The following is a 23,445-nucleotide window of genomic DNA, read 5'->3' as shown; positions in this document are numbered from 1 at the left end:
GCTCTGTCTGCTCTTCGCGCAAGCGCTCATCGCGCCGAATCGAGGACGCCGTTGCGTATCGCCACTTCGATGTTGGCGAGGTGCTGCTCGTACTCGCGGGTGAACAACGTGGTGCCCTGCATGTCGACCGTCACGAAGTACAGCCAGTCCCCCGGTTCGGGCTGTTCGGCCGCAACGAGGGCGGGCAGGCCCGGTGAGCAGATCGGTGTGATCGGCAGCCCGGGCCGCACATAGGTGTTCCACGGAGTCGCGCGTCCGCGGTCTCCGTCGGTGGTCGCCACCTCGACCCGGTCCAGCGGGTAGTTCACCGTCGAATCGAATTCCAGCGTGCGCTGCTCGGCCAGCCGGTTGTAGATCACCCGGGCCACCTTGGAGAAGTCCTGCGGCAGCGCCTCGCGCTGCACCAGCGACGCCACCGTGAGCACCTCGTACGGCGAAATACCCAGCGCGGTGGCGGTGTTGAGCAATCCGCTCTGTTCATACTGCGCGGCGCTGGCGGCGATCAGCGTCGCCAGGATGTCCTGCGCCTCGGCCGACGGGTCGATGTTCCAGGTGCCAGGGGCGATCAGACCCTCCAGCCGCCGGTGATCGGAACCGAGTGCATCGATGCTGCCGATCGCCCATTCGGGAACCGCGAGTGCCGCCGGGGCGGCGGAACTGGCGATGTCGCGCAGATCGTCGACGGACACGCAGGCACGGTCACCATCGAGGTCCACACACGAGGCGTTGGAGATCAGCGTGAAGATGCCCTCGGTGACAGCGTTGGTCCCGACGTCGCTGATGTCGTCGAGCTGGCGGCCTTCGGGGATCACCAGCCTGCCGACCCGGTTGGCCGGATCGGCAAGGCGGTCGACGGCGTTGGCCGCGGGGATCTCAGTGCGGACCTTGTAGAAGCCCGGTTGAATCGCCGCGATGGCGGGATTGCCCGACGCCGCGTTGACAAAGGCCTCGGACGTCGCCACGACGTTCTGGTCCTGCAGCGTGTCACCGATCGCGGTGGTCGAGTCGCCTTCGTGCACCTGGATCACCACGTCGTTCACGCCGTCACCGGCGTAGTCGCCGCTCGAGCCGCCGAACAGCGAGTTCCACATCTTCGAACCGAGGAACACCGCGACGACCACCACCACGACGAGCATCGTCAGCGCCGCCACTGCGGCGACGCGTCGCCTGCGCTGCACCCGGGCTTCCTGCATGCGGTCGCGGCGGGTGCGTCGACGCCGTGGCGGTCCCACCGCGACGGGCTCGGCTCGTTCGCTTCGCCAATCGTCAACCATCCCCGACCTCTCCGTGTGCGGTCAGCGCCGCCCGCCGCTGGTCCAGCCAGTTCTGCAGAATCCCCACCGCCGCCACCTGATCGATCATCGAACGTTGCCCCTTGGCGCGTACCCCTGCCTCGCGCAGGGACCGCTGGGCGGTCACTGTGGTGAACCGCTCGTCGGCCAGCCGTACCGGAACCGGTGAGATCTGGTCGGCGAGCCGATCGGCGAGTTCGACGGCATCGTGCGCCGACGAGCCTGCACGGTCGGCCAGCGTTCGCGGCAGACCCACGACCACTTCGACCGCCTGATGTTCGTCGACTAGGCGTCTCAGCCGTCGCAGGTGCTTGTCCGAGCGGCGGTCACGGGCAATCGTCTCCACCGGCGTCGCCAGGATCCCGTCGGGGTCGCTGACCGCCACTCCGATCCGAACGCTGCCGACGTCGACACCGAGCCGCCGGCCGCGGCCCGGGTCCGGGGACGAGTTCGGGTCCCCCGGTCGGTCGGGCAGACGGTCCTGGTGTGCGGGGTCGTCGGGGTGATCCACCGGCTATCTCCGAGCGATCTCTGCGCGTATCGCCGCCAGAGCCGCGTCGATACCCGCTGCCCCCTTTCCGGACCCCTGGGCCAGATCTGCTTTGCCCCCACCGCGTCCGTTTAGCGCGGCGCCCAACTGTTTGACCAGTTCGTCGGCGCGCAGACCGAGGTCCTGCGCCGCGGGGTTGACCGCCACCACGTACGGCACCGCGTCGTCGTCACCCTCGGCCAGCAGGGCCACGACGGCCGGACCGCTGCCGAGTTTGCCGCGGACGTCGCCGACGAGTGAGCGCAGGTCGCCCGCCGACATTCCGCCGGCCATCCGCTGCGCCACGACCCGGACCTTACCGATCTCCTCGGCGCCGGCGGCTGCATTCGCCGCGGCGGCGCGCGCGTTGGCCATCCGCAGCCGGTCGAGTTCCTTCTCCGCGGCGCGCAACCGCTCCACAAGGTTCGCCACTCGGCCGGGCACCTCGTCCGAGGGCACCTTCAGCGTCGACGCCAGACCAGCCATCAGCGCGCGCTCCTTGGCCAGATGGCGGAACGAATCGAGTCCGACATAGGCCTCGACGCGCCGGACACCGGACCCGACCGACGACTCGCCGAGGATCGTCACCGGCCCGATCTGTGCGGAATTGCGAACGTGGGTGCCGCCGCACAGTTCCAACGAGAACGGCCCACCGATCTCCACGACCCGCACCTCGTCGGGGTAGGCCTCACCGAACAGCGCCATCGCGCCCATCGCCTTGGCCCGTTCCAGATCGGTGATGAAGCTGTGCACCTCGAAATCGGCCTCGACGGCCTCGTTGGTGACCTCTTCTATCTGCGTGCGCTGGTCGTCGGTCAGCGCCCCCTGCCAGTTGAAGTCGAAGCGCAGGTAACCGGGACGGTTCAGCGAGCCCGCCTGCACGGCGTTGGGCCCCAGCACCTGGCGCAGCGCGGCGTGGACCATGTGCGTTCCGGAGTGCCCCTGGGTCGCTCCGTGACGCCAGCGCGGATCGACGGCGGCGACGATGGTGTCACCCTCGACGAACTCGCCCGACTCGACGGTGACACGATGCGCCCACAGGGTCTTGGCGATCTTCTGGACGTCGGTGACGGCCGCGCGCGCGGTCTCCGACGCGCCGGTCCCGCCGATGCTGCCCTCGTCGGCGATCTGGCCGCCCGATTCGGCATAGAACGGCGTGCGATCGAGGATGAACTCGACCCGCGACTCAGAGGTGCCCGGCTCGTGCGCCACCACCGGCACCCGCTTGCCGTCCACGAAGATTCCGAGAATCCTCGCCTCGGTGGACAATTCGTCGAAGCCGGTGAACTGCGTGGGCCCGGCGTCGACGAGGTCGCGGTAAGCCGACAGGTCGGCGTGCGCCTGTTTGCGGGCTGCCGCGTCTGCTTTGGCCCGCCTGCGCTGCTCGGCCATCAGGCCGCGGAAGCCCTCCTCGTCGACTCGCAGATCGGCCTCGGCCGCCATCTCCAGCGTCAGTTCGATCGGGAAGCCGTAGGTGTCGTGCAACGTGAACGCGTCGGTGCCCGACAGCACGTCGGTACCGGAGGCCTTGGTGGCCCGCGCCGCGTCGTCGAACAACCGCGAGCCCGAGGCCAGCGTGCGGTTGAAGGCGGTCTCCTCGGCCACTGCGATGCGCTGGATGCGGTCGAAATCGCCGACCAGTTCCGGGTACGACGGACCCATGGCATCGCGCACCACCGTCATCAGGTCGGCCATCACGGGGTCGTCGACACCGAGCAGTTTCGCGGCGCGGATGATGCGGCGCAACAACCGGCGCAGCACATAGCCGCGGCCCTCGTTGCCGGGGCTGACGCCGTCGCTGATGATGATCGCGGCGGTGCGGCTGTGGTCGGCGATGATCCGGTAGCGCACGTCGTCGCCGTGGTTGCCCTGGCTGTATCCGCGGGGCGCACGCGCAGCCATCAGGTCGATGGCCGGGCGGAGCAGGTCGGTCTCGTAGACGTTGTCCACGCCCTGCAGCAGACAGGCGACCCGCTCGACCCCCATGCCGGTGTCGATGTTCTTACGCGGCAGTGGACCGAGGATCTCGAAGTCGTCCTTCGAGGTGCCCTCGCCACGTTCGTTCTGCATGAACACGAGGTTCCAGATCTCGATGTAGCGGTCCTCGTTGGCTTCCGGACCGCCTTCGATCCCGTACTCGGGCCCGCGGTCGTAGTAGATCTCCGACGACGGGCCGCAGGGCCCGGGGATGCCCATCGACCAGTAGTTGTCGGCCATCCCCCGGCGCTGGATCCGGTCCGGCGGCAGCCCGGCGATGTCCTGCCACAGCGCGGCCGCCTCGTCATCGTCCAGATAGACCGTCGCCCAGAGCCGTTCGGGGTCGAATCCGTAGCCACCCTGGCCCACCGGGTTGGTCAGCAATGTCCACGCCAACTCGATGGCGCCGGCCTTGAAGTAGTCGCCGAAGGAGAAGTTGCCTGCCATCTGGAAGAACGTGTTGTGCCGGGTGGTGATGCCCACCTCGTCGATGTCCGGGGTACGGATGCACTTCTGGACACTGGTCGCGCGGTCCCACGGCGGCGTGCGCTGACCGAGAAAGAACGGGACGAACTGGACCATGCCGGCGTTGACGAACAACAGGTTGGGATCGTCGAGTATCACCGAAGCGCTGGGCACCTCGGTATGGCCCGCGTTCACGAAATGATCAAGGAACCGCTTCCTGATCTCGTGTGTCTGCACGTGCTTCTGTCCTCAGTCCTAGTCAGTGGAGCCGACCAGCGGATTGGCCGTCACCTGCGAATACTCGACGCCCCACAGTACCGGTCGCCTCCGCTACGCCTTCACGACGATGCCTTCACGAAGCTCAGCCGGACCGACCGACGGGGGTTGTCGGAGTTCAGATCCACCAGCACGATGCTCTGCCAGGTGCCCAGCAATGGCTGCCCGTCGGCCACCGGCACCGTCACCGACGGGGACACCAGGCCGGGGAGCACGTGGTCGGCGCCGTGGCCCGGGGCCCCGTGCGCGTGCCGATAGCGGTCGTCTCGAGGCAGCAACCGCTGCAGCGCGTCGATCAGATCGTCGTCGGAGCCGGCGCCGGTCTCGATGATCGCCAGGCCCGCTGTCGCGTGCGGGACGAAGACGTTGCACAACCCGCCCGAGCCCTGATCCTGGGATGCGCAGAACGTCTGCACCGCGGTGGTCAGGTCGACGACGCGGCGGTCGGAGGTGTCGATGTCGAGCACTTCGGTCTTCATCCGTTTCAGCCTACGAGCCCACCCACTGATTGACGCGGGCGTTTATCGCCGATCCGGCGAGGGTACTTCTGCCGCAACCGAAGCCTCGGAGGAGAACATGACCATCACCGGCATCATCACCGCAATCCTGATCGGCGCCATTGTCGGTGCTCTCGCCCGACTGGTGCTCCCGGGCAAGCAGAAAATCGGCATCCTGATCACGATCGCGGTCGGCATCGTCTCGGCCCTGCTCGGCACCGCGCTGGCCGGCGCCCTCGGCATCCCCACGGCAACCAGCGGCGTGGATTGGCTCGAACTTCTCGTACAGGTCATCGTCGCCGTGATCGGCGTGGCGTTGGTGTCCGGGCTGATGGGCCGTAAGCGTTCAGAAGTCACGCGGTAGCCACGCGAGCACACCCCACGTGATCCCGGCTGGAGCCCCGACCGGCCGGGATCACCTGTTCAGCACTAGAGATCTGCCAGCAACCGGTCGAGCTTCTCGTAGCCTTCGGTCATGCCTCCCTCCATGCCGGACGAGAGCAACGCGTCGCGTGCTTCGACGTTGGGGCAGATCGAGCGGCCGCGCAGCCGGGAACGCCCGCCGCCGAGATCCTCGAACCACAGGTACTCGATGTTGACCATGTCGGGCGCGCCGTCGAATTCGAAGGTCTGCAAGATGAATTCGTTCTCCCGCACGGTGTGGAAGGTGCCGTTGAAGGCGTACTCCCCGTGTTCGTCTGCGTGCGAGTAGCGATAACCGCCGTGGCTTCGGAACTCCCACTCCGTGATGGCCATCTCGAGCCCATGTGGACCGAGCCACCGCTTGACCAGCTCCGGTTCGGCGTGGGCACGGAACAGCACCGCCACCGGCGCGTCGAAGTCGCGGGTGAACTCCATGGCCAAGGTGTCCACCGGTGCCACCAGGGCGAGTGCGTTCGTCATCGTGTCTTTCCTTTCGTTTCGCTCTCCGGCGGAAGCTGCCCCAGCAGCGCATCCAGCCGGCGGTAGTTGCGTTCGGCGTCGAGCCGGTAGCCGTCTATCCACGAGGTCAACTCCTCGAGGGCGGCTGCCTCGAGGTGAACCGGTCGACGCTGGGCGTCCCGGGTCCGAGTGACCAGACCGGCGTGCTCGAGCACCTGAATGTGTTTGGACACCGCCTGTTTGGTGATGGCGAACGGCTCTGCCAGCTCGTTGACCGTCGCAGGCCCCCGCGACAGCCGCGCGACCATCGCGCGGCGCACGGGATCTGCGAGTGCCGTGAACGCTCGATCCAGCCGGACCTCGGCGTCTCCGCCGTTCACCAATAATCAACCTCCTTCTTGATCAACCATTTGATTGATTAAGAAGGTAGGTCAGCCGCCATCGGTCGTCAAGGGGTCGGTCCGGCGAGAGCCGACTTTTGCAGGGAACGTGCGGGTGCGCGCCTGCGAAAGTCGGATTTCGATATCCGCGGGCTTCCGCGAGCCACTGCCTGGCTTCTGCGGTCAGCGCTTTCGGCGGATGATGGCGCGCAGCTTCTCCAGCCTGGTGGAGATCTCCCGCTCGACGCCGCGCGTGGTGGGTCGGTAGTAGTCCACGCCCACCAGTTCGTCCGGCGGATACTGCTGTGCCACCACCCCGTCCGGGTCGTCGTGCGAGTACCGGTAGCCGATGGCATTGCCGAGTTTCGACGCCCCCGAATAGTGCCCGTCGCGCAGATGGGCGGGCACCAGTCCGGCCTTGCCCGCCCGGATATCGGCCATCGCCGCACCCAGCGCCGTCGTCACAGCGTTCGACTTCGGCGCCGACGCCAGGTGGACAGTGGCGTGCGCCAGCGTCAGTTGCGCTTCCGGCATGCCGATCAACTGCACCGTGTGGGCCGCGGCGACAGCGGTCTGCAGCGCCGACGGATCGGCCATCCCGATGTCCTCGCTCGCGAGGATCACCAGGCGCCGGGCCACGAACCGCGGGTCCTCCCCCGCCACCAGCATGCGGGCCAGATAGTGCAGTGCTGCGTCGACGTCGGAACCCCGGATCGACTTGATGAACGCGCTGACGACGTCGTAGTGCTGGTCGCCGTCGCGGTCGTAGCGCACCGCCGCCCGGTCCAGCGACTGCTCGATGATGTCGACGGTCACCTCGTCACCCGTTTCGGCGGCCACCTCCAGCGCGGTGAGTGCGCGGCGCGCATCACCGGCGGACAGTTGCACCAACAGCTCGACCGCGTCATCGGCGACCCGGACCCGCCCACCCAGTCCGCGCTCGTCGTTGATGGCACGACGGATCACCGTGGCGATACCTTCGGCGGTCAGCGGCTGCAGTTGCAGGATCAACGAACGGCTCAACAGCGGAGCCACCACGGAAAACGACGGGTTCTCGGTGGTGGCGGCAACGAGCAGCACCACTCGGTTCTCCACCGCGGACAGCAGCGCGTCCTGCTGAGTCTTGGAAAACCGGTGCACCTCGTCGATGAAGAGCACCGTCTGCCCACCTCGGATGGCGCCGACACGGGCCGTCTCGATGACCGCCCGGACCTCCTTGACCCCCGCGGACAACGCCGACAGCGCTTCGAATCGGCGGCCGGTCGCCTGTGAGATCAACGAGGCCAGCGTCGTCTTGCCGGTGCCCGGGGGGCCGTACAGGATCACCGACGCCGCGCCGGAACCTTCGACCAACCGGCGCAGCGGAGAGTTCGGTTTGAGCAGGTGCTCCTGTCCTACGACCTCGTCGAGCGATGCCGGACGCATCCGCACCGCAAGTGGCGACGACGCCCCTCCGCCGAGCGGGTCGGCAGCGCCGGCGTCGGCCNCCCGGCCGGGCACATCGAACAGACTGTCGGACACGCCTTCTGCTTACCACGGCCTCACTGCGCGGGTTGGGTCACGAAGTCGATCAGTTCCTCCACCCGGCCGATCAACTCGGGCTCGAGGTCGGTCCAGTCCCGCACGCGGCCGCGAATCCGCCGCCACGCCGTGGCGATATCGGCCTGGTCGTTGTGCGGCCAACCCAGTGCCCCGCAGATGCCGTGCTTCCAGTCCTGACCTTTCGGGATCGTCGGCCACGTCGCCATTCCCAGCCGGGCCGGTTTCACGGCCTGCCAGATGTCGATGTAGGGATGGCCCACCACAAGCGTGTCGGGCCCACCCGGACCGCGACGGACCCCGTCCGCGATCCGCGCCTCCTTGCTTCCCGGGACCAGGTGGTCGACCAGTACCCCCAGCCGCCGCCCCGGCCCGGGACGGAACTCCGCGACGATGCCTGCCAGATCGTCCACCCCGCCGAGATACTCGACCACGACGCCCTCGATGCGCAGGTCCTCGCCCCACACCTGCTCGACCAACTCCGCATCGTGGCGGCCTTCGACATAGATGCGGCTGTCCAGTGCCACCTTCGCCCGCGCGCCGGCCACTGCAACAGAGCCCGACGCGGTGCGGGTCGGCTCTGTCGGCGCCTTTCTCTTGGGCGCGGTGAGGATGACCGGCTTGCCGTCGATCAGATATCCGGGCCCGACCGGGAACGGTTTGGTACGGCCGTGCCGATCCTCGAGTTGCATCCGTCCGTACTCGACCCGCACCACGGCACCGACGAAACCCGTTTGCGCGTCCTCGACGACCATGCCGATCTGCACCGGTTGCTCGGTGGACCGGGGCCTGCGGGCGCGGTGCGGATTGTCGGCCAGGATGTCGGAACCATAACGATCAGCCACCCGGTGATCGTAGGGACAAGCGCCGCCGGCGGCGGTCTACCATCACCGCGTGTTGCTCAATCGGGCCACCGCGCAAGGAATCGCAGACGGCCGCGTCACGGTGGTGCTGCGGCGCTGGGATGCGCCGCGCGTCAAACCGGGTGGCACCCAGCGCACCCCGGTCGGAACGATCCGCATCGACCGGGTCACCGAGTACCCCGCGAGCTACCGGGTGTCCACTGCGCAGGCCCACGCTGCCGGCTACCCCGACGCGAAGGCCGCGCAGGCAGAGCTCGACCGCCGCCGAGCGGCGCACACCTATGTGATCGACGTGTCCTACCTGGCTCCGGACGAGCGCCCCGGGCTGGCGGCTGCCGAGACGCTGTCGGAGGACGACGTCGCGCAGATCGCCGCCCGCCTGGACCGTTGGGACGCCGCGACCGACCCGTGGACACGCGGCTACCTGGAGCTCATCGGCGCCAACGAGGCGCGCCGGGCGCCCGACCTGGCGGCGGACCTCGGGGTTGATGTGCCGCGCTTCAAACGCCGGGTCCGTCAACTCAAAAGCTTGGGGCTGACGATCAGCCTCGACGTCGGTTACCGGTTGTCACCCCGGGGCCGGGCGTTCCTGGGTGCGGACGATCCGCGGCATCGGGCCGCCCGGTCGGTGAAAGGATGACCTGGTGATCTCACCGTTTTCCGCGCGGAGCTCGCCCGACTCCTCTCCGCCGCTGGCCTGAATCTCGTGATCGCAGCACTACGCGACGTGCACGTGCTGGAGCTGGTACTCGGGGTGACCCGAACCCGGAGATGGAGCGGCCTGAACATCGACGTGCCCGGGATGCGCGTCGCCGATCCTGCTGACGTCGCGAAGGAGGGACTCGACAACTCCCGCACGGTCCGGTGTTCGTCGCCGGCGCCAACGCGGGAGATGTGGCACGGCGCAACGATCCGGACCGGGCCAGAGTGGTCATCGGCGCTCACCGGATGATGCACAAGCTGATGGGCGAAAACTAGCAACGGCCCAGGGTCTTTCGGCTCTGTTACGGCCACCGCGAGACCGGTACGTTCGCGAGGCATGACCGTCGCGTGGATCTGCCGGCTGACCGACGCCGAGGCAGCCGATCCCAGTCGCACCGGCGGCAAGGGCGCCAACCTCGCCGTGATGGTGCAGGCCGGTCTGCCGGTGCCGCCGGGCTTTGTGGTGCTGACGGTCGCCTACCGCGCCTTCGTCCGTGACCATCATCTCGACACCCTGATCCGGCGGGAGATGGCTCACCTGGACACCGACCCGGATGCCGTCGACGCCGCATCCGCACGCCTGCGCCAGGCTTTCGAATCGGTACCGATGTCTGACGGGCTGCGCGCTGAGATCGCGACCGCACACAGCGCGCTAGGCAACACTCCGTTGGCTGTTCGCTCCTCGGCGACGGCCGAGGACCTTCCCGAGGCCAGCTTCGCCGGCCAACAGGACACAGAACTGAATGTCGTTGGCACGGAAGCCCTGTATGACGCGGTGCGCACGTGCTGGTCGTCGCTGTGGACCGCGCGCGCCATCGCCTACCGGCATCATCAGGGCATCGGACACGAGAACCTCTCAGTCACCGTCGTGGTGCAGCCCATGGTGCCCGCCGAGGTGGCCGGCGTGCTGTTCACGGCGGATCCGATGTCCGGGCGGCGTGATCACGTCGTCATCGAGGCTGCAGCCGGACTCGGCGATGCGGTCGTGAGCGGCGCGACCACCCCGGACCGCTGGATCGTCGACGCACCCACGCGCGCGATCATGTCCGGTCCACGACGCCCATGGCTCACACCCGAACAACTCGACACCCTGGTTGATCTGGGGTTGCGTGCGGCCCGGATCTTCGCAGTGCCACAGGATGTCGAGTGGGCCGTGCACGACGGACGCTGCTGGCTGCTGCAGTCCAGGCCGATCACGTCACTGTTCCCGGTGCCACCGGCCACCGGGCCCGGGCTACGGGTGTACGTGCCGGTCATGCTGTTCGCCCAGGGCATCGCCGAGCCGATGACCCCTGCCGGTAACACGTTCTTCCGGGCGATGGTCAGCGGCTGGTTCCGCTTCTGGGCCTCGGGGCGGCGCCCCCGGGAGATCGACAGCCCGCCCGACTGGCTGCCGATCGTGGCGAACCGCATGTTCCTCGACGCCACACCCGTCCTGCAGCGGCCCCGGCTGGCGGCGCGGATGGTGGCCAACTTCGGACTGAAGGACCCGACCGGGAGTCTGGCGTTGCGGAAGTGGTTGTCGCAGAACAGCGGTCGCCTGGCACCGCCGGGCAGGGCAATGCTTCCCCGCGGTCTGGCCATCTGGATCCCGTCCCTGCTGTCGGGGGTGGTGGCATCCGTTGCCGCACCGGCCCACGCACGCCGCCGCCTGATCTCGGGCGCAGACGCAGCGCTGGAGCAGCTGGAACGGCACGCCGACGAATTGTCCTCGCCGACACAACAGCTGGACTTCGTCGAACGCAGTCTGCCCGCGGCGACGTGCGAGATGTTGTTGGACGAGTTGGCTGCCGCGTACGGCGAGTGGTTGACACGCGCCGTCATCGAGCGACTGGTGCGCCGCTGGCTGGGCTCGTCCCAAGGGTTCGAGCCGGTGCTGCGGTGGTTGCCGCACGACCCGACCATCGCCATGGGGGCCGCGCTTGCCACAATCGCGCGCCAACACGCCGCGGCCGGCGTCGAGCCGAGCGCGGCCAGCCCAGGCGTGGCGGAATTCCTGGACACCTTCGGGCATCGCGCCCCGGACCGGGAGATCGATCTGGGTCTACCCCGCCTCGCCGACGACCCGACGTACGTGATGGAACTCGTCGACGGCTATCTGCATTCGGGTGCACTGGACACCTTCGAGACCGGCACGGAGCAGGCCGCCGCGGCTGCCGCAACGCTGGTTTCCAACGTGCGCCGGACGAAGGGTCCGCTGCGGGCTGCGGTGTTGAGAATCCTGCTCGGCCGCCACCGCGAGCTCGGCGGGCTTCGCGAGCGACCCAAGTTCGACATGGTGCGCGCGATGGCGTTGGGCCGGCGCACCCTGAAACGTTGTGCTGCCACGCTGGTCGACCGCGGCCTGCTCGACGATGCCGAGGACGTGTTCTTCCTCGACGGTGCCGACGTGCGCGCCGCTCTGGCCGGTCAGCCGCGCGACGTCCGTGCACTCGCCCGGAGCAACCGTCGCACGTTCCAGCGTGAGCTGAGCCGTCGCCTCGTCCCACGCGTGCTGACCAGTGACGGCGAGGCGGTCTACGGGTCGGCGGCATCGCCGCCCACCGGGGACTCGGAGGTGCTGGTCGGCACCCCGCTGTCACCAGGGGTGCACGAAGGCACGGTGCGGGTGCTGGACTCGCCGGTGGGCGCGAAGTTGCAGACGGGTGAGGTGATCGTCGCGGCCAGCACCGATCCCGGCTGGACCCCGCTTTTCCTGCTCGCCGGGGCACTGGTGATGGAGGTCGGCGGGGTGGTGTCACACGGTGCGTTGGTGGCCCGGGAGTACGGCATCCCCGCTGTGGCCGGGATCGCGGAGGTGATGACACGATTGCACACCGGAGCGCGGGTCCGTGTCGACGGCACCACGGGGGCCGTCACGCTGCTGGAGCCGGAGATCGCCTGCGCCGGAGAATGTTCGTGACAGGTTGTCCGACAAGCTGATTGTGAATCGGGCCGCGCGGTCGGCGCGGCGGCGGTGTCCTCAGCGAGACGATGGCAGCCACATCAACGGGTGGCGGGGGCACCGGATCTCGATGCCTAGTTCAGTTGTTGAGCCTGGTCCTGCACCGGCGCGCCGACCTCGGCGAGTTTGGCGGGGCTTGAGGTGATCTCGTCGATGACGGTGTGGATGAAGCGCATCTTCTCCAACACCGCCGGCGGCAGCACGAACGGATAGAGGTCGTCCTTGCCCATCGACCGGTTCACCATGTTCAGCGCCCACGCCAGCGGCAGCCACATCTCGATCATGGTGTCGAAGCCGCTGGGCCCGAGCACCTTACGCTCGAAGGTGGCACTCGCGGCGGCCATCCCGAATGCGGCTGCGGTGTCGAGGGTGTCGCGGATGTGCAGGTAGTGGGCGAACGTCTCGGCCCAGTCCTCGGCCGGGTGCATCGTCGCGTAAGAGGACACATAGTCGTCCTCCCACCCCGCCGGCGCACCCTGGCTGTAGTGCCGGTCGAGTGCGGCCTGGTAGTCGGCGTTGGGATCGCCGAACAGGTCGTGGTAGCGCTGCAGGTAGTCAGGTGAGGTCCCGATCAGCCGGTACTGGTAGTAGTGCCCGATCTCGTGGCGGAAGTGACCGAGCAACGTACGGTACGGCTCGTCCATCGAGATGCGCAGCTGTTCACGGTGGACGTCATCCCCCTCGGCGAGATCGAGTGTGATCACCCCGTTGTCATGGCCGGTGAAAACCTTGTCGAACTGACTGGACAGCAGGTCGAAGGCCAGACCGAACTCGAGATCCTGGTCACGGCCGACGATCGGCAGCTTCAGCTCGTACAGCTCGGCGATCAGCCGGCGTTTCGCCTTCTCGGCCGCCGCGAACGACGCCAGCGCCACGGTGTCGGCGTCGTTGGGCCTGGTGCGGGTCAGCGCACAGGATGCGCAGAGCCTGGCGACCGGTCCTTTTTCCACCAGCCAGTTGCATTCGGCCAGGTGCAGGTTCGCGCACAGCTGGTACTGACGATCGTCGACGGCCCCGGCGTGCTCACTCTCTGCCGGCGGCGCGATGACCAGAAGCGCTACGTCATCAAGCGAAAAGCCCAGTGCACTACCACAATTCAGGCACACCGAGTTCTCGAAGGACAATCGCTGACCGCAGTTGGGACAATTGAAGTCACGCATCGAGCACTCCCCGGGTGCAGGGCGCCACGTCGACGGCGACGTCGATGACGCTTCGCTCCGAGTCGGTGTAGATGATGCCGCGCAGCGGGGGCACGTCGGCGTAGTCACGACCGAACCCCACTGTGACGTAACGCTCGTCGACCATCTGGTCGTTTGTCGGGTCCAGGCCGAGCCAGAGGTTCTGCGGCGTCCACACCGCCGCCCAGGCGTGTGTCGCGTCGATCCCCACCATGCGCTCCTTCCCGGGCGGAGGGTCGGTCGCCAGGTAACCGGAAACATAGCTGGCGGCCAGACCGTTGGCACGCAGGCAGGCGATCGCGAGCCGCGCGAAGTCCTGGCATACCCCTTCGCGCGCCGCCAAAACCTCGCTCACCTGAGTCGACACCGTCGTCGATCCCGATCGATAGGTGAAATCGGTGTAGATCCGCGACGTCAGGTCGCACAGCACCTCGATCAGCGGCCGACCGGCGGTGAAACTCGGTGCGGCGTAGGCACGCAGTTCCTCGGTGATCTCCGGGGGTTGCAGGTCCAGCGTGAACTCGGTGGCCAGTGCCCCGTCTGTGCCGACCGGGCGCGCGATCTCCCAGGGCGCCACGGCCGACGGGCCCTGATAGAGGTCCGGTGGCGGCGGATCGACCTCGACAACCGAGCGGCTGGTGATGCGGAGCTTGCGGTGCCGCTCGGTGACGTGGAAGTACGAGCTCAGGTTGCCGTACGCGTCGCGGCTGGTGGAGCTGTCGGCGGCCTCCGGTTCGATCACCAACTCGTGGAACAGGCACCGCTGGCGCGCGGAGTCCCGCGGGGTGAGAAAACCGCGGCCGTAGGAACTGGTGACCACGTCGGAGTACCGGTACTCGGTGCGGTGGGTGACCTCGTAGCAGCGGCTCGTCTTCGATGCGGTGGGGCCGTCCGGGAACGCGGTCACGGCATCACCCGTCGTGCGTCGGGACCCCACAGCGGCTGCATACCGCCGGGCAGCGACAAGTGGGTGGCGGTGATGACGCCCGACAGCTCACGCAGGTCGCGGTGGATGCCCGCGAGGAGTCCATCGAGGTCGTCGCGCGCACCCTCGGAGGTGACCTCCTCCAGCTCGGCCGGCTCGATGCGGCGCAGCCGGGTGGCGATCTCGTCGACCATCCGTTCCGGCCGCGACGATCCCGAGGCCCCGGGCAGGGATTTGAGGTTGGTACGCAGTCGCTCCAGCTGATACACCAGCGAACGCGGGTTGTCGGCGTCGAACAGCACCAGCTCGGCCACCCTGGCGATGCTGACCACGCCCGGATTCCGCCTGCGGTAGATCACCAGCGATTCGCACGCGATCAGCGTCGACTCGGTGATCGTCTGCTCTGCGTCGGGTAGCCGCGCCTTCGTGAGCGTCGCACGCAGCAACGCGGTGAGCGCCAGCCCACGCTCGATCCGCTTGCCGATGTCCATCATCGTCCAACCGACGTCGTGAACCATCGATTCCGCGACCACCCCCGACAGCGCAAGCATGCCGGCCAGCGTCAGGGTGTTCGTCGACGACAGGAACGCATCACCTTCGGCCCGGGAGTCCGGCGGGGTCTCGGAGCCGTGCAGCAGCGCGCGCTCGAGTGCGGACAGCACCATCCAGGTGTCGTTGGACATCTGGTCACGAACCGCCCGGGCGGCCAGGCTGAGCCGCTCCACGGACTGGGCCAGCGATCCGGGGCGGTACCGATCGGCGGTCAGCGACCACAGAGTGGTCGGTGCGGTCGCCACCATCTCGGCGTAGTCCCCACTGGCGCCGGTGTCGGTCCCGGTGATCCTGCCCAGTGCCGTCAGCAGTACCGGGACACATTCGCTGCCGGCCAACGCGCGCCGATACCGATACTCGTGATAGCGCTCGCGGGTGACCGTCAACAGCCGGGCCATGTTCTCCGCGCGCTCGGCGTACCGACCGATCCAGAACAGGTCGGACAGCACGCGCGGCGAGCTGATCTCATGCGTCGGACTCGAGGTGACCAACGACGGCAGCTCGACGACCTCGGCCTGCTCGAGCGCCTCGACCTGCGGCGCCGTCGCGACCTCTGCCGTCACCCGCGTCGGCGTCCGTACCCAGATATCTTTGGCTGCAACAGTGTTGAGGCGGTAGGCCGCGGTTCCCGATGCCAGCAGGTAGCCGAGGCCACCGATCATCGGCGCGTAGCCGCTGTGCTGTGCCACCGTGAACAGACGCATCCCGACGCTGGCGGACGACAACCCGCCGGGGCGGTAATCCGAAGGGGCCGAAGAGAACTGCGGCAGCTCCTGACCCGTCCACCGCCATGGCTCGACCTCGACGCGTGCCGCCAGTTCTTTCAGCTGACCGGCCGACAGTTCCGGGCCGACGATCGGTTCGCCCCCGGTGACCGGCCGGATCAGCAGGGAGGACAGGTTGGCCAGCAGATGGGAGCGCTCCACGTCGATCCCGGCCCAGTAGACCGGCGCGGTCTGCAGCAGCGGCGTCTCCCCGAGCAACTCCTCGGCCAGTTCGGGCAGAAATCGCAGTAGTCCGGGGCTTTCCAGCACGCCGCTGCCGACGGTGTTGACCACCGTCACTGCACCGCGGCGCAGCACCTCGACCAGGCCCACCACTCCCAGCCGGGAGTCCGCACGCAGGTCCAGCGGATCGACGAAGTCGGCGTCGACCCGGCGCAGCACCACGTCCACCCGGTTCAGCGTGCCCATCGACCGCATCCACAGCTTGCCGTCGCGGACCACCAGATCGGCACTCTCGACCAGCGGAAAGCCCAGCACGCTGGCCAGGTACGCCTGGTCGAAGGCGGTCTCGGAGTAGATGCCGGGGCTCAGTACGACCACCACCGGCTCCTCGGCCGACTCGGGCGCGGCGTCGACCAGCGCCAACCGCAGCGCCTGAGCCCACGGTGAGGCAGGGCGCGGCCCGATCTGTTCGTACAGGTCCGGGATGGCGTGCGCGACAACACGCCGGTCCGCGAGCGCGTACCCGGCGCCGGAGGGCGCCTGCGTCCAGTCGGCGTTGACCAGGAACTCACCCGACGAGGCCCGGCTGATGTCACATCCATGAAGGAACAGCTGGTGGCGACCCGGCACCTCGATGCCGTGGGCCGCCCGCACATAGCCGGGATGGGCGAACAGCAGCTGAGGTGGCAGCACCCCACTGATGATCGAGCGCCGCTCCCCGTAGAGGTCGGTCAATACGGCGTCCAGCAGCCTCGAACGCTGCACCAACCCGGCTTCCAGCGTCTCCCAGTCCGTCGTGGAGATCACCAGCGGCAGCGCGTCGAGCTGCCAGGGTCCCGGCACCGCCGTACCGTCCCCGTTGGTGATCGCCTCGCCGTTGTGATCGACCTGGATGAAGGTGATGCCGTCGTTGTCCACCAGGCTGCGCACCACAGCCCGTAGCCGGTCGAGTCCGCCGCGGCCGCGCTCGTCCAGGCAGTCGGCGAGTTCCTGCCAGGCGGGCCGAACGTCTCCTGCTTCGTCGACGAATTCGTCGTAGCCGGGCGCCGGGTCCCGCGGGGTCGGCTGGACGTCGAACAGCGCCGGCTGGGCCCGCATGGTGCGGTAGGGCGCCAGCGGGTTGTCGAACTCGATGGACCCGGCACCGGATCGGGGTGCCGGACCTGTTGCGGGAAGTGCCATTACTGCAGCACGGTACGCACTCGCCGCAGATCCAAGATCCCCGGCGCGCCCACATCGGTCGACTGACGTGCCTGCTTCTCCCGCAGACCGGCCAGGTCGGCCTTGCCCGGCGTGAAACCACTTGCCTCGAAGCGGCGACCGCGCCGCGACTCCGCCTCGACGGCGTTGACCGGTGGAGCGTCGTAGGCCCGCCCACCCGGATGCGACACGTGATAGGTGCAGCCGCCCCGGGACACCCCGGAAGCGGAATCGATGAGCTCGAATCGCAGCGGCCCGTCGACGGTGATCGTCGGGTGCAGCGCGCTGGGAGGCTGCCAGGCGCGGTAGCGCACCCCGCCGACCTGGACGTCGGGGTTGTCGGTGGCCAGCATCGGAATCGGGTGACCATTGGCGGTGACGATGTAGCGCTGCCGGTCGGCGCCGATGAGCCGGACCTGGATCCGTTCGACCGAGGAGTCGACGTAGCGGGCCGTGCCACCCGCGGTGGACTCCTCGCCCAGCACGTTCCACGGCTCGATGGCGCCGCGCAACTCGATCTCCACACCGCCGAACACCGCGGTCCCGATGCGCGGGAACCGGAACTCGGTGAACGGGTCCAGCCAGCTGGTGTCGAAATCGATGCCGTGTGCCCGCAGGTCGGCGGCCACCTCGGCAACGTCTTGGATCAGGAAGTGCGGCAACAGATACCGACCGTGCAGGTTCGCGCCGTGACGGATGAGGGGGGCACGCAGCGGTTCGTCCCAGAACCAGGCCACCAGAGACCGCACGAGCAGCGACTGCACCATGGCCATCTGGTAGTGCGGCGGCATCTCGAACCCGCGCAACTCGAGGAGACCGAGCCTGCCGCGGGCGCTGTCCGGGCTGTAGAGCTTGTCGATGCAGAACTCAGCGCGATGGGTGTTGCCGGTGATGTCGGTGAGCAGGTGCCGCAGGGCACGATCCGGAATCCAGGGCTTCGGACCACCTTCGGATTTCGAAAGCCGCTCGATCTCGGCGAACGCGATCTCGAGTTCGTAGATCGAGTCCGGACGGCCCTCGTCGACGCGGGGCGCCTGCGACGTCGTGCCGATGAACCGTCCGGCGAACAGGTACGACAGTGAGGGATGACGCTGCCAGTAGGTCAGCAGCGAGACGAGCAGATCGGGACGCCGCAGCAGCGGCGAATCGGCCGGGGTGATGCCGCCGAGGGTGATGTGGTTCCCACCGCCGGTCCCGCCGTGGGTGCCGTCGACGTCGAAGGCCTCGGTGGACAGTCGCGCCAGGCGGGCCTGGGCGTACAGACCCTCGAGTTGCTCACGCTGCTCGGCGAAGCTGGCCGTCGGCGCCACATTGACCTCGATGACGCCCGGATCCGGTGTGATCGACATCGACTGCAGCCGGGCATCGGTCGGAGGACCGTAGCCCTCGACCACCAGAGGTGAGCCGATCTTCGCCGCGGCGGTCTCGATCCGGTGGATCAGGTCGACGAAGTCGTCCAGTTCCTCGGTGGGCGGCAGGAACACGTACAGGATGCCTTCGCGGATCTCGCCGACAAGCGCGGTGGTCGGCATGGGGTCGGCGTCCTCGATCACCACCGCATCGCCCCCGGCACCGGCCGGGTCCCGCACCGCGGAACGCGATTCCATCGGATCGGGGTCGAACGTCACCGGCGGCGGTTCCCAGCTGATCGACTTGAGCGGCAGTCGCAGGCCCGCGGGTGAATCACCGTCGAGCAGCACGATGCGTCCCCGGCGCAACCTCCAGTCGGCACTGGCCCAGGCCGACCCGTCCTCGAGGCGGTGCAGTGGGAGTACATACGCGGCAGGCTCGGTGACCGGAGACTCGAGACGAGCCAGCAGCTCCGCGCGGGCCTGCGGGCTGTCGGCGGCCAGGTCGTCCTCGCCGGCAACCGGATCACCCTCGGGTAACCGCAGCGCATCGGCCAACCTGCTCAGCGGGTCCTCGAACGCCGGGCGGACCTGACTGTCGGGAAGCCCCAGATTCTCGGCGACGGCGCCCAGAAGCTGACGAGCGGCATCCGGGTCCAGCGACGGCACGTCCGGGTGTTCGGCCCACGGGTCGGCCAGCAGCGCCTCGTCGGTCCACAGCGGCACTCCGTCGGCGCGCCAGAACAGCCCGATCTGCCAACGCGGCAGCCGCTCTCCCGGATACCACTTGCCCTGGCTGCGCTGGACCAGACCCTGGGGAGCCCACAACGCTTTCAGCCGCGCCGCCAGCGCCGAGGCGCGTTCCCGCTTGTGCGGGCCGTCTGCGTCGGTCGTCCATTCCGGGTCGACCTGATTGTCGATCGAGACGAAGGTGGGTTCGCCTCCCACGGTGAGCCGGACGTCCCCGGCGGCCAGGCGTTCGTCGACCCGCGCGCCGAGTGCGTTGATCTCCGCCCACGACTCGTCGGTATAGGGCAGTGTGACGCGCGGGTCCTCGTGCACCCGGGTGACCACGTTGGTGAATTCCAGCGTGGTCTCACACGGTTCGGTCGAGCCGGTGATCGGCGCGGCGGATTCGGGATGTGGGGTGGCCGACAACGGGATGTGCCCCTCACCGGCGAACAGGCCCGACGTGGGATCCAGACCGATCCACCCGGCCCCCGGGATGTACACCTCGGTCCACGCGTGCAGGTCGGTGAAATCCGCCGCCGGGCCCGACGGCCCGTCGAGCGCTTCGACGTCGGAGGTCAGCTGGACCAGGTACCCGGAGACGAATCTGGCCGCCAGACCCATCTGACGCAGGATCGACACCAGCAGCCACGCCGAGTCCCGGCAGGACCCGATCCCGGTCCGCAATGTGAAATCCGGGGTCTGCACGCCCGGCTCCATCCGGACGCTGTAGCCGACGTCGGCGTTCACCGCACGGTTGAGCGCGACCAGGAAGTCGATGGTGCGGGTGCCCCGTGCGACCGAGAAGTTCTGCACCCACGCCTCGGCGAGGTCACCCGGGCCCGAGTCCTCGCCGTGCTCGTCGACCGGCCGCAGATAGGGCTTGAGATCGTCGGCCAGCGCCTTGGGGTACTCGAAGCCGACGCACTCGGCGTATTCCTCGATGAAGAAGTCGAACGGGTTGATCACCTTCAGGTCGGCGATCAACCCCACGGTGATGGTCAGGCTGCGGGTGCGGGTCGGGAAGACCAGCCGGGCCATGAAGTTGCCGAACGCGTCCTGCTGCCAGTTCACGAAATGGTCGGCGGGGTCGACCTGCAGCGAGTAGGCCTCGATGGGGGTGCGCGAGTGCGGGGCCGGGCGCAGCCGGACCACGTGTGGATAGACCTCGATGAGGCGGTCGAACGTGTAGCTGGTGCGGTGCTCCAGCGCCACCTTGATACCCATAACGTCAAATCCCATCACACCCGGGACGGCGATGCAGATCGCGTCTCGTCTGTGCGCGCCGGATGAGTTCGACCCTACCGGCGGAACCGGACCCCGAGTTCTTCGAACGGCACCACGTGACCCTCTTCGCAGCGCAGCACCGCGGCGGTGTCGGCGCCGCAGCCCTCATGCGTCAGCCGTAGCGGTGCCGGCGCCGGCAGGTGTCGTTGCCCCCAGTCGAACATCGCCCACACGACCGGCATGAAATCCACCCCCGCAGGGGTGAGCACGTATTCGTCGCGGCTGCGCTGACCCGGCTCGCGGTACGGTCGCCGCTGCAGCAGGCCGGCCTCGACGAGATCGGCCAGCCGCGCCGACGCCGCGGCCTTGGTGACGCCGACGCGGCGCCAGAAGTCGTCGAATCGGGTGGTGCCGTAGTAGGCCTCACGCAGGATGAGCATCGCGGATTTGGCACCGAGCAGTTCCATGGTCTTCTCGATCGGACATTGGCCCACCGCCGACCAGGAATCCCTGTCGACCAGGCCACCCTGCAGCACAGTCATGGATTCACTCTACCCTGGGTTGCTGCAGCTATACCCAGATCTCGCCGGAACGGTATTCCAGCAGTGAAAACTCGAGAAACTCGCTGCTGGAATACCGTTCCGGCGGTGGGACGGGCTAGATGCGGGTCAGCTCGAACAGCGGGATGGGTCGCCCGGTCTTGGCCTGATACTCGGCGAACACCGGCGCCAGCTCGGTGATCTTGGGGTAGGTGGCCTCGCGCTCGTCGACGGGAAGCTCGCGCACGTCGACGTCATAAGCCTCGGCGCCCACCTCGACGTGCGCCCGCCGATGGGCACGCAGATTGTGCACCCAGGCGGGGTCCTTCGGCGCGCCGGCGTAGGACCCGATGATCAGCATCTTGGCGTCGACGGTGAGGTAGGCCAGTGGCGAGAGGCGGGCCTTGCCCGTCTTGGCGCCGGTGGTGTGCAACAGCAGCAACGTGGCACCCTCGAACGGCCCACCCACCTTGCCGCCGTTGGCCCGGAACTCGGCGACGATGGCGCGGTTGAAGTCGTCGAGCGCCGCGGTGTCCGCGACAAGCTTGTCCTTGTCAGGTTCGGTCATGACTTCTCCAGCTTCTCCGGCTTGGCGTCTATTCCGGATTCCTTGCGCTGCTGGGCGGTGATGGGTGCAGGCGCCTCGGTCAGCGGATCCACCCCGCCGCCGCTCTTCGGGAACGCGATCACCTCTCGGATGGAGTCCAGGCCCGCGAGCAATGCCACGATCCGGTCCCAGCCGAACGCGATGCCGCCGTGCGGTGGCGCACCGAAAGTAAAGGCATCCAACAGGAATCCGAACTTCTCCTCGGCTTCGTCCTTGGCGATGCCCATCATCGCGAACACCCGCTCCTGGACCTCGCGGCGGTGGATGCGGATGGAACCGCCGCCGATTTCGTTGCCGTTGCAGACGATGTCGTAGGCGTCGGCAAGCGCGGATGCGGGATCGGTGTCGAAGGTGGCCTCCGNCTCGGACTTCGGCGCGGTGAACGCGTGGTGCACCGCCGTCCACGCCCCGGATCCCACGGCCACATCGCCGGCAGCCGACGCCTCGTCGGCTGCTTCGAACAGCGGCCAGTCCACCACCCAGGCGAAGGCCCAGGCGGCCGGGTCGATCAGGTCGAGCCGCTTGGCGATCTCGATGCGGGTGGCTCCCAGCAGGGCACGAGCCGACTTCGGCGACCCGGCGGAGAAAAACACGCAGTCTCCCGGATTGGCGCCAACGTGCGCGGCCAACCCTTCGCGCTCGGCGTCGGAGAGGTTCTTGGCGACGGGTCCGCCCAGCTCGCCGTCGTCGCCGATCAGCACGTAGGCCAGCCCCTTGTGGCCGCGCTGCTTGGCGAACTCCTGCCAACCGTCGAGGGTGCGCCGCGGCTGCGAGGCGCCGCCCGGCATCACCACAGCCCCGACGTAGGGCGCCTGGAACACCCGGAACGGGGTCTCGGAGAAGTAGTCGGCGCACTCCACGAGCTCCAGACCGAACCGCATGTCCGGCTTGTCCGAACCGAACCGGCGCATCGCCTCGGCGTAACTGATGCGCGGGATCGGCAGCGGCAGGTCGTAGCCGATCAGCGCCCACAGTGCCTTGAGGACTTCTTCGGACACCGCGATGACGTCGTCGGCGTCGACGAAACTCATCTCCATGTCCAGCTGGGTGAACTCGGGCTGACGGTCGGCGCGGAAGTCCTCGTCGCGGTAGCACCGCGCGATCTGGTAGTACCGCTCCATTCCGGCCACCATGAGCAGCTGCTTGAACAGCTGCGGGCTCTGCGGTAGCGCGTAGAACGAACCCGGCTGCAGCCGAGCGGGCACCAGGAAGTCGCGTGCGCCCTCCGGCGTGGAGCGGGTCAGCGTCGGGGTCTCGATCTCGACGAAATCGTGGTCGGCCAGCACACCGCGCGCCGCGGCGTTCACCTTGGACCGCAGCCGAATCGCCTGTCCTGGCCCCTCACGGCGCAGGTCGAGGTAGCGGTATTTGAGGCGCGCCTCCTCGCCGGCGGTCTCGTCGAGCTGGAACGGCAGCGGGGCGCTCTCCCCCAGCACCGTCAGCGAGGTGGCGTTGACCTCGACGTCGCCGGTGGCGATCTCGGGGTTGGCATTGCCTTCCGGCCGGACCTCGACGACGCCGGTGACGGTGACGCAGAACTCCGAGCGCAACCGGTGGGCCTGGGCCAGCACCTCACCTTCGCGGAACACCACCTGCGCCACCCCCGAAGAGTCCCGGAGGTCGATGAAGATGACGCCGCCGTGGTCGCGACGCCGCGCCACCCAGCCGGCCAGTGTCACGGTCTGGGCGGCGTCGGCGGCGCGCAACGATCCGGCGGTGCGGGTGCGCAGCACGAAGTACTCCTCGAGTCGGGTCCTGGAAACGACTGCTCAGTCTAAGGGGCGACGTCCGGCGCACTGACCAGACAGCTATCGTGATCTGTCCAGTGAGCACTGGAGCAACGAAA

The 23,445-nt window shown here is 68.2% G+C and carries 18 protein-coding genes and 1 pseudogene; 4 read left to right on the top strand and 15 right to left on the bottom strand.

Going from position 1 to position 23,445, the window contains the following annotated elements:
- Positions 1–26: 26 nt before the first annotated feature.
- The 4 genes from mltG to BEMPMBAN_RS05380 form a co-directional block, all read right to left on the bottom strand.
- Positions 27–1,274, bottom strand: a complete 1,248-nt coding sequence (mltG, locus tag BEMPMBAN_RS05395) for an endolytic transglycosylase MltG (protein ID WP_159229361.1) — start codon at positions 1,272–1,274, stop codon at positions 27–29.
- Entirely contained in the window at positions 1,267–1,803 is a 537-nt protein-coding gene (gene ruvX, locus BEMPMBAN_RS05390; protein WP_159229360.1) for a Holliday junction resolvase RuvX, read from the bottom strand. The genes mltG and ruvX overlap by 8 nt, the downstream gene beginning before the upstream one ends.
- A gap of 3 nt (positions 1,804–1,806) precedes the next feature.
- Positions 1,807–4,500: an alanine--tRNA ligase gene (gene alaS / locus BEMPMBAN_RS05385; protein ID WP_159229359.1), complete on the bottom strand. Its 2,694-nt coding sequence runs from the start codon at positions 4,498–4,500 to the stop codon at positions 1,807–1,809.
- A 101-nt stretch (positions 4,501–4,601) separates the two neighbouring features.
- On the bottom strand, positions 4,602–5,018 hold the full coding sequence (locus BEMPMBAN_RS05380) for a secondary thiamine-phosphate synthase enzyme YjbQ (RefSeq protein WP_159229358.1): 417 nt from the start codon (positions 5,016–5,018) through the stop codon (positions 4,602–4,604).
- 97 nt (positions 5,019–5,115) lie between these two features.
- On the opposite strand from BEMPMBAN_RS05380, the gene BEMPMBAN_RS05375 reads away from it, so the two are divergent.
- Positions 5,116–5,400, top strand: coding sequence for a GlsB/YeaQ/YmgE family stress response membrane protein (locus BEMPMBAN_RS05375; protein WP_159229357.1), 285 nt, complete (start codon positions 5,116–5,118; stop codon positions 5,398–5,400).
- Positions 5,401–5,465: 65 nt separating this feature from the next.
- Here the strand turns inward: BEMPMBAN_RS05375 and BEMPMBAN_RS05370 are convergent, their stop codons facing one another.
- From BEMPMBAN_RS05370 to BEMPMBAN_RS05355, 4 genes are all read right to left on the bottom strand, one after another.
- On the bottom strand, positions 5,466–5,939 hold the full coding sequence (locus BEMPMBAN_RS05370; protein WP_159229356.1) for an SRPBCC family protein: 474 nt from the start codon (positions 5,937–5,939) through the stop codon (positions 5,466–5,468).
- Positions 5,936–6,298 (bottom strand): ArsR/SmtB family transcription factor, encoded by a 363-nt coding sequence (locus BEMPMBAN_RS05365; RefSeq protein WP_159229355.1) that lies wholly within the window; start codon positions 6,296–6,298, stop codon positions 5,936–5,938. Before BEMPMBAN_RS05365 ends, BEMPMBAN_RS05370 begins: the two co-directional genes overlap by 4 nt.
- Positions 6,299–6,481: 183 nt before the next feature.
- Positions 6,482–7,819 carry a replication-associated recombination protein A gene (locus BEMPMBAN_RS05360; RefSeq protein WP_159229354.1) on the bottom strand — a complete coding sequence of 446 codons (1,338 nt, stop codon included), beginning with the start codon at positions 7,817–7,819 and terminating at the stop codon, positions 6,482–6,484.
- Positions 7,820–7,839: 20 nt separating this feature from the next.
- Entirely contained in the window at positions 7,840–8,682 is an 843-nt protein-coding gene (locus BEMPMBAN_RS05355) for a DUF3097 domain-containing protein (RefSeq protein WP_159229353.1), read from the bottom strand.
- 49 nt (positions 8,683–8,731) lie between these two features.
- On the opposite strand from BEMPMBAN_RS05355, the gene BEMPMBAN_RS05350 reads away from it, so the two are divergent.
- The 3 genes and pseudogenes from BEMPMBAN_RS05350 (at position 8,732) to BEMPMBAN_RS05340 (ending at position 12,304) form a co-directional block, all read left to right on the top strand.
- Entirely contained in the window at positions 8,732–9,340 is a 609-nt protein-coding gene (locus tag BEMPMBAN_RS05350; protein WP_159229352.1) for a hypothetical protein, read from the top strand.
- An 84-nt stretch (positions 9,341–9,424) separates the two neighbouring features.
- Positions 9,425–9,678 (top strand): annotated as a pseudogene (locus BEMPMBAN_RS05345) (SDR family NAD(P)-dependent oxidoreductase); the annotation flags it as partial.
- A gap of 61 nt (positions 9,679–9,739) precedes the next feature.
- On the top strand, positions 9,740–12,304 hold the full coding sequence (locus BEMPMBAN_RS05340; RefSeq protein WP_159229351.1) for a PEP/pyruvate-binding domain-containing protein: 2,565 nt from the start codon (positions 9,740–9,742) through the stop codon (positions 12,302–12,304).
- A 116-nt stretch (positions 12,305–12,420) separates the two neighbouring features.
- On the opposite strand, the gene BEMPMBAN_RS05335 is transcribed toward BEMPMBAN_RS05340, so the two are convergent.
- From BEMPMBAN_RS05335 to aspS, 7 genes are all read right to left on the bottom strand, one after another.
- Entirely contained in the window at positions 12,421–13,506 is a 1,086-nt protein-coding gene (locus BEMPMBAN_RS05335; protein ID WP_159229350.1) for a zinc-binding metallopeptidase family protein, read from the bottom strand.
- Positions 13,499–14,431 carry a transglutaminase family protein gene (locus BEMPMBAN_RS05330; protein WP_159229349.1) on the bottom strand — a complete coding sequence of 311 codons (933 nt, stop codon included), beginning with the start codon at positions 14,429–14,431 and terminating at the stop codon, positions 13,499–13,501. The genes BEMPMBAN_RS05335 and BEMPMBAN_RS05330 overlap by 8 nt, the downstream gene beginning before the upstream one ends.
- Positions 14,428–17,130 carry a circularly permuted type 2 ATP-grasp protein gene (locus BEMPMBAN_RS05325; RefSeq protein WP_159229348.1) on the bottom strand — a complete coding sequence of 901 codons (2,703 nt, stop codon included), beginning with the start codon at positions 17,128–17,130 and terminating at the stop codon, positions 14,428–14,430. Before BEMPMBAN_RS05325 ends, BEMPMBAN_RS05330 begins: the two co-directional genes overlap by 4 nt.
- A complete protein-coding gene (locus BEMPMBAN_RS05320) occupies positions 17,130–20,453 on the bottom strand; it encodes a transglutaminase family protein (protein WP_159229382.1) in 3,324 nt (1,107 codons plus the stop codon). The genes BEMPMBAN_RS05325 and BEMPMBAN_RS05320 overlap by 1 nt, the downstream gene beginning before the upstream one ends.
- Positions 20,454–20,527: 74 nt before the next feature.
- Positions 20,528–20,995, bottom strand: a complete 468-nt coding sequence (locus BEMPMBAN_RS05315) for a winged helix-turn-helix transcriptional regulator (protein ID WP_159229347.1) — start codon at positions 20,993–20,995, stop codon at positions 20,528–20,530.
- 115 nt (positions 20,996–21,110) lie between these two features.
- Positions 21,111–21,560 (bottom strand): nitroreductase family deazaflavin-dependent oxidoreductase, encoded by a 450-nt coding sequence (locus BEMPMBAN_RS05310; RefSeq protein WP_159229346.1) that lies wholly within the window; start codon positions 21,558–21,560, stop codon positions 21,111–21,113.
- Positions 21,557–23,332, bottom strand: coding sequence for an aspartate--tRNA ligase (gene aspS / locus BEMPMBAN_RS05305; RefSeq protein WP_159229345.1), 1,776 nt, complete (start codon positions 23,330–23,332; stop codon positions 21,557–21,559). Before aspS ends, BEMPMBAN_RS05310 begins: the two co-directional genes overlap by 4 nt.
- Positions 23,333–23,445: the final 113 nt, after the last annotated feature.

It is taken from the genome of Mycolicibacterium austroafricanum (genome assembly GCF_902705885.1).
Taxonomy (GTDB): domain Bacteria; phylum Actinomycetota; class Actinomycetes; order Mycobacteriales; family Mycobacteriaceae; genus Mycobacterium; species Mycobacterium vanbaalenii_A.
The sequence above is the reverse complement of the archived record's forward strand: the minus strand, read 5'-3'. Positions and strand labels throughout refer to the sequence as shown.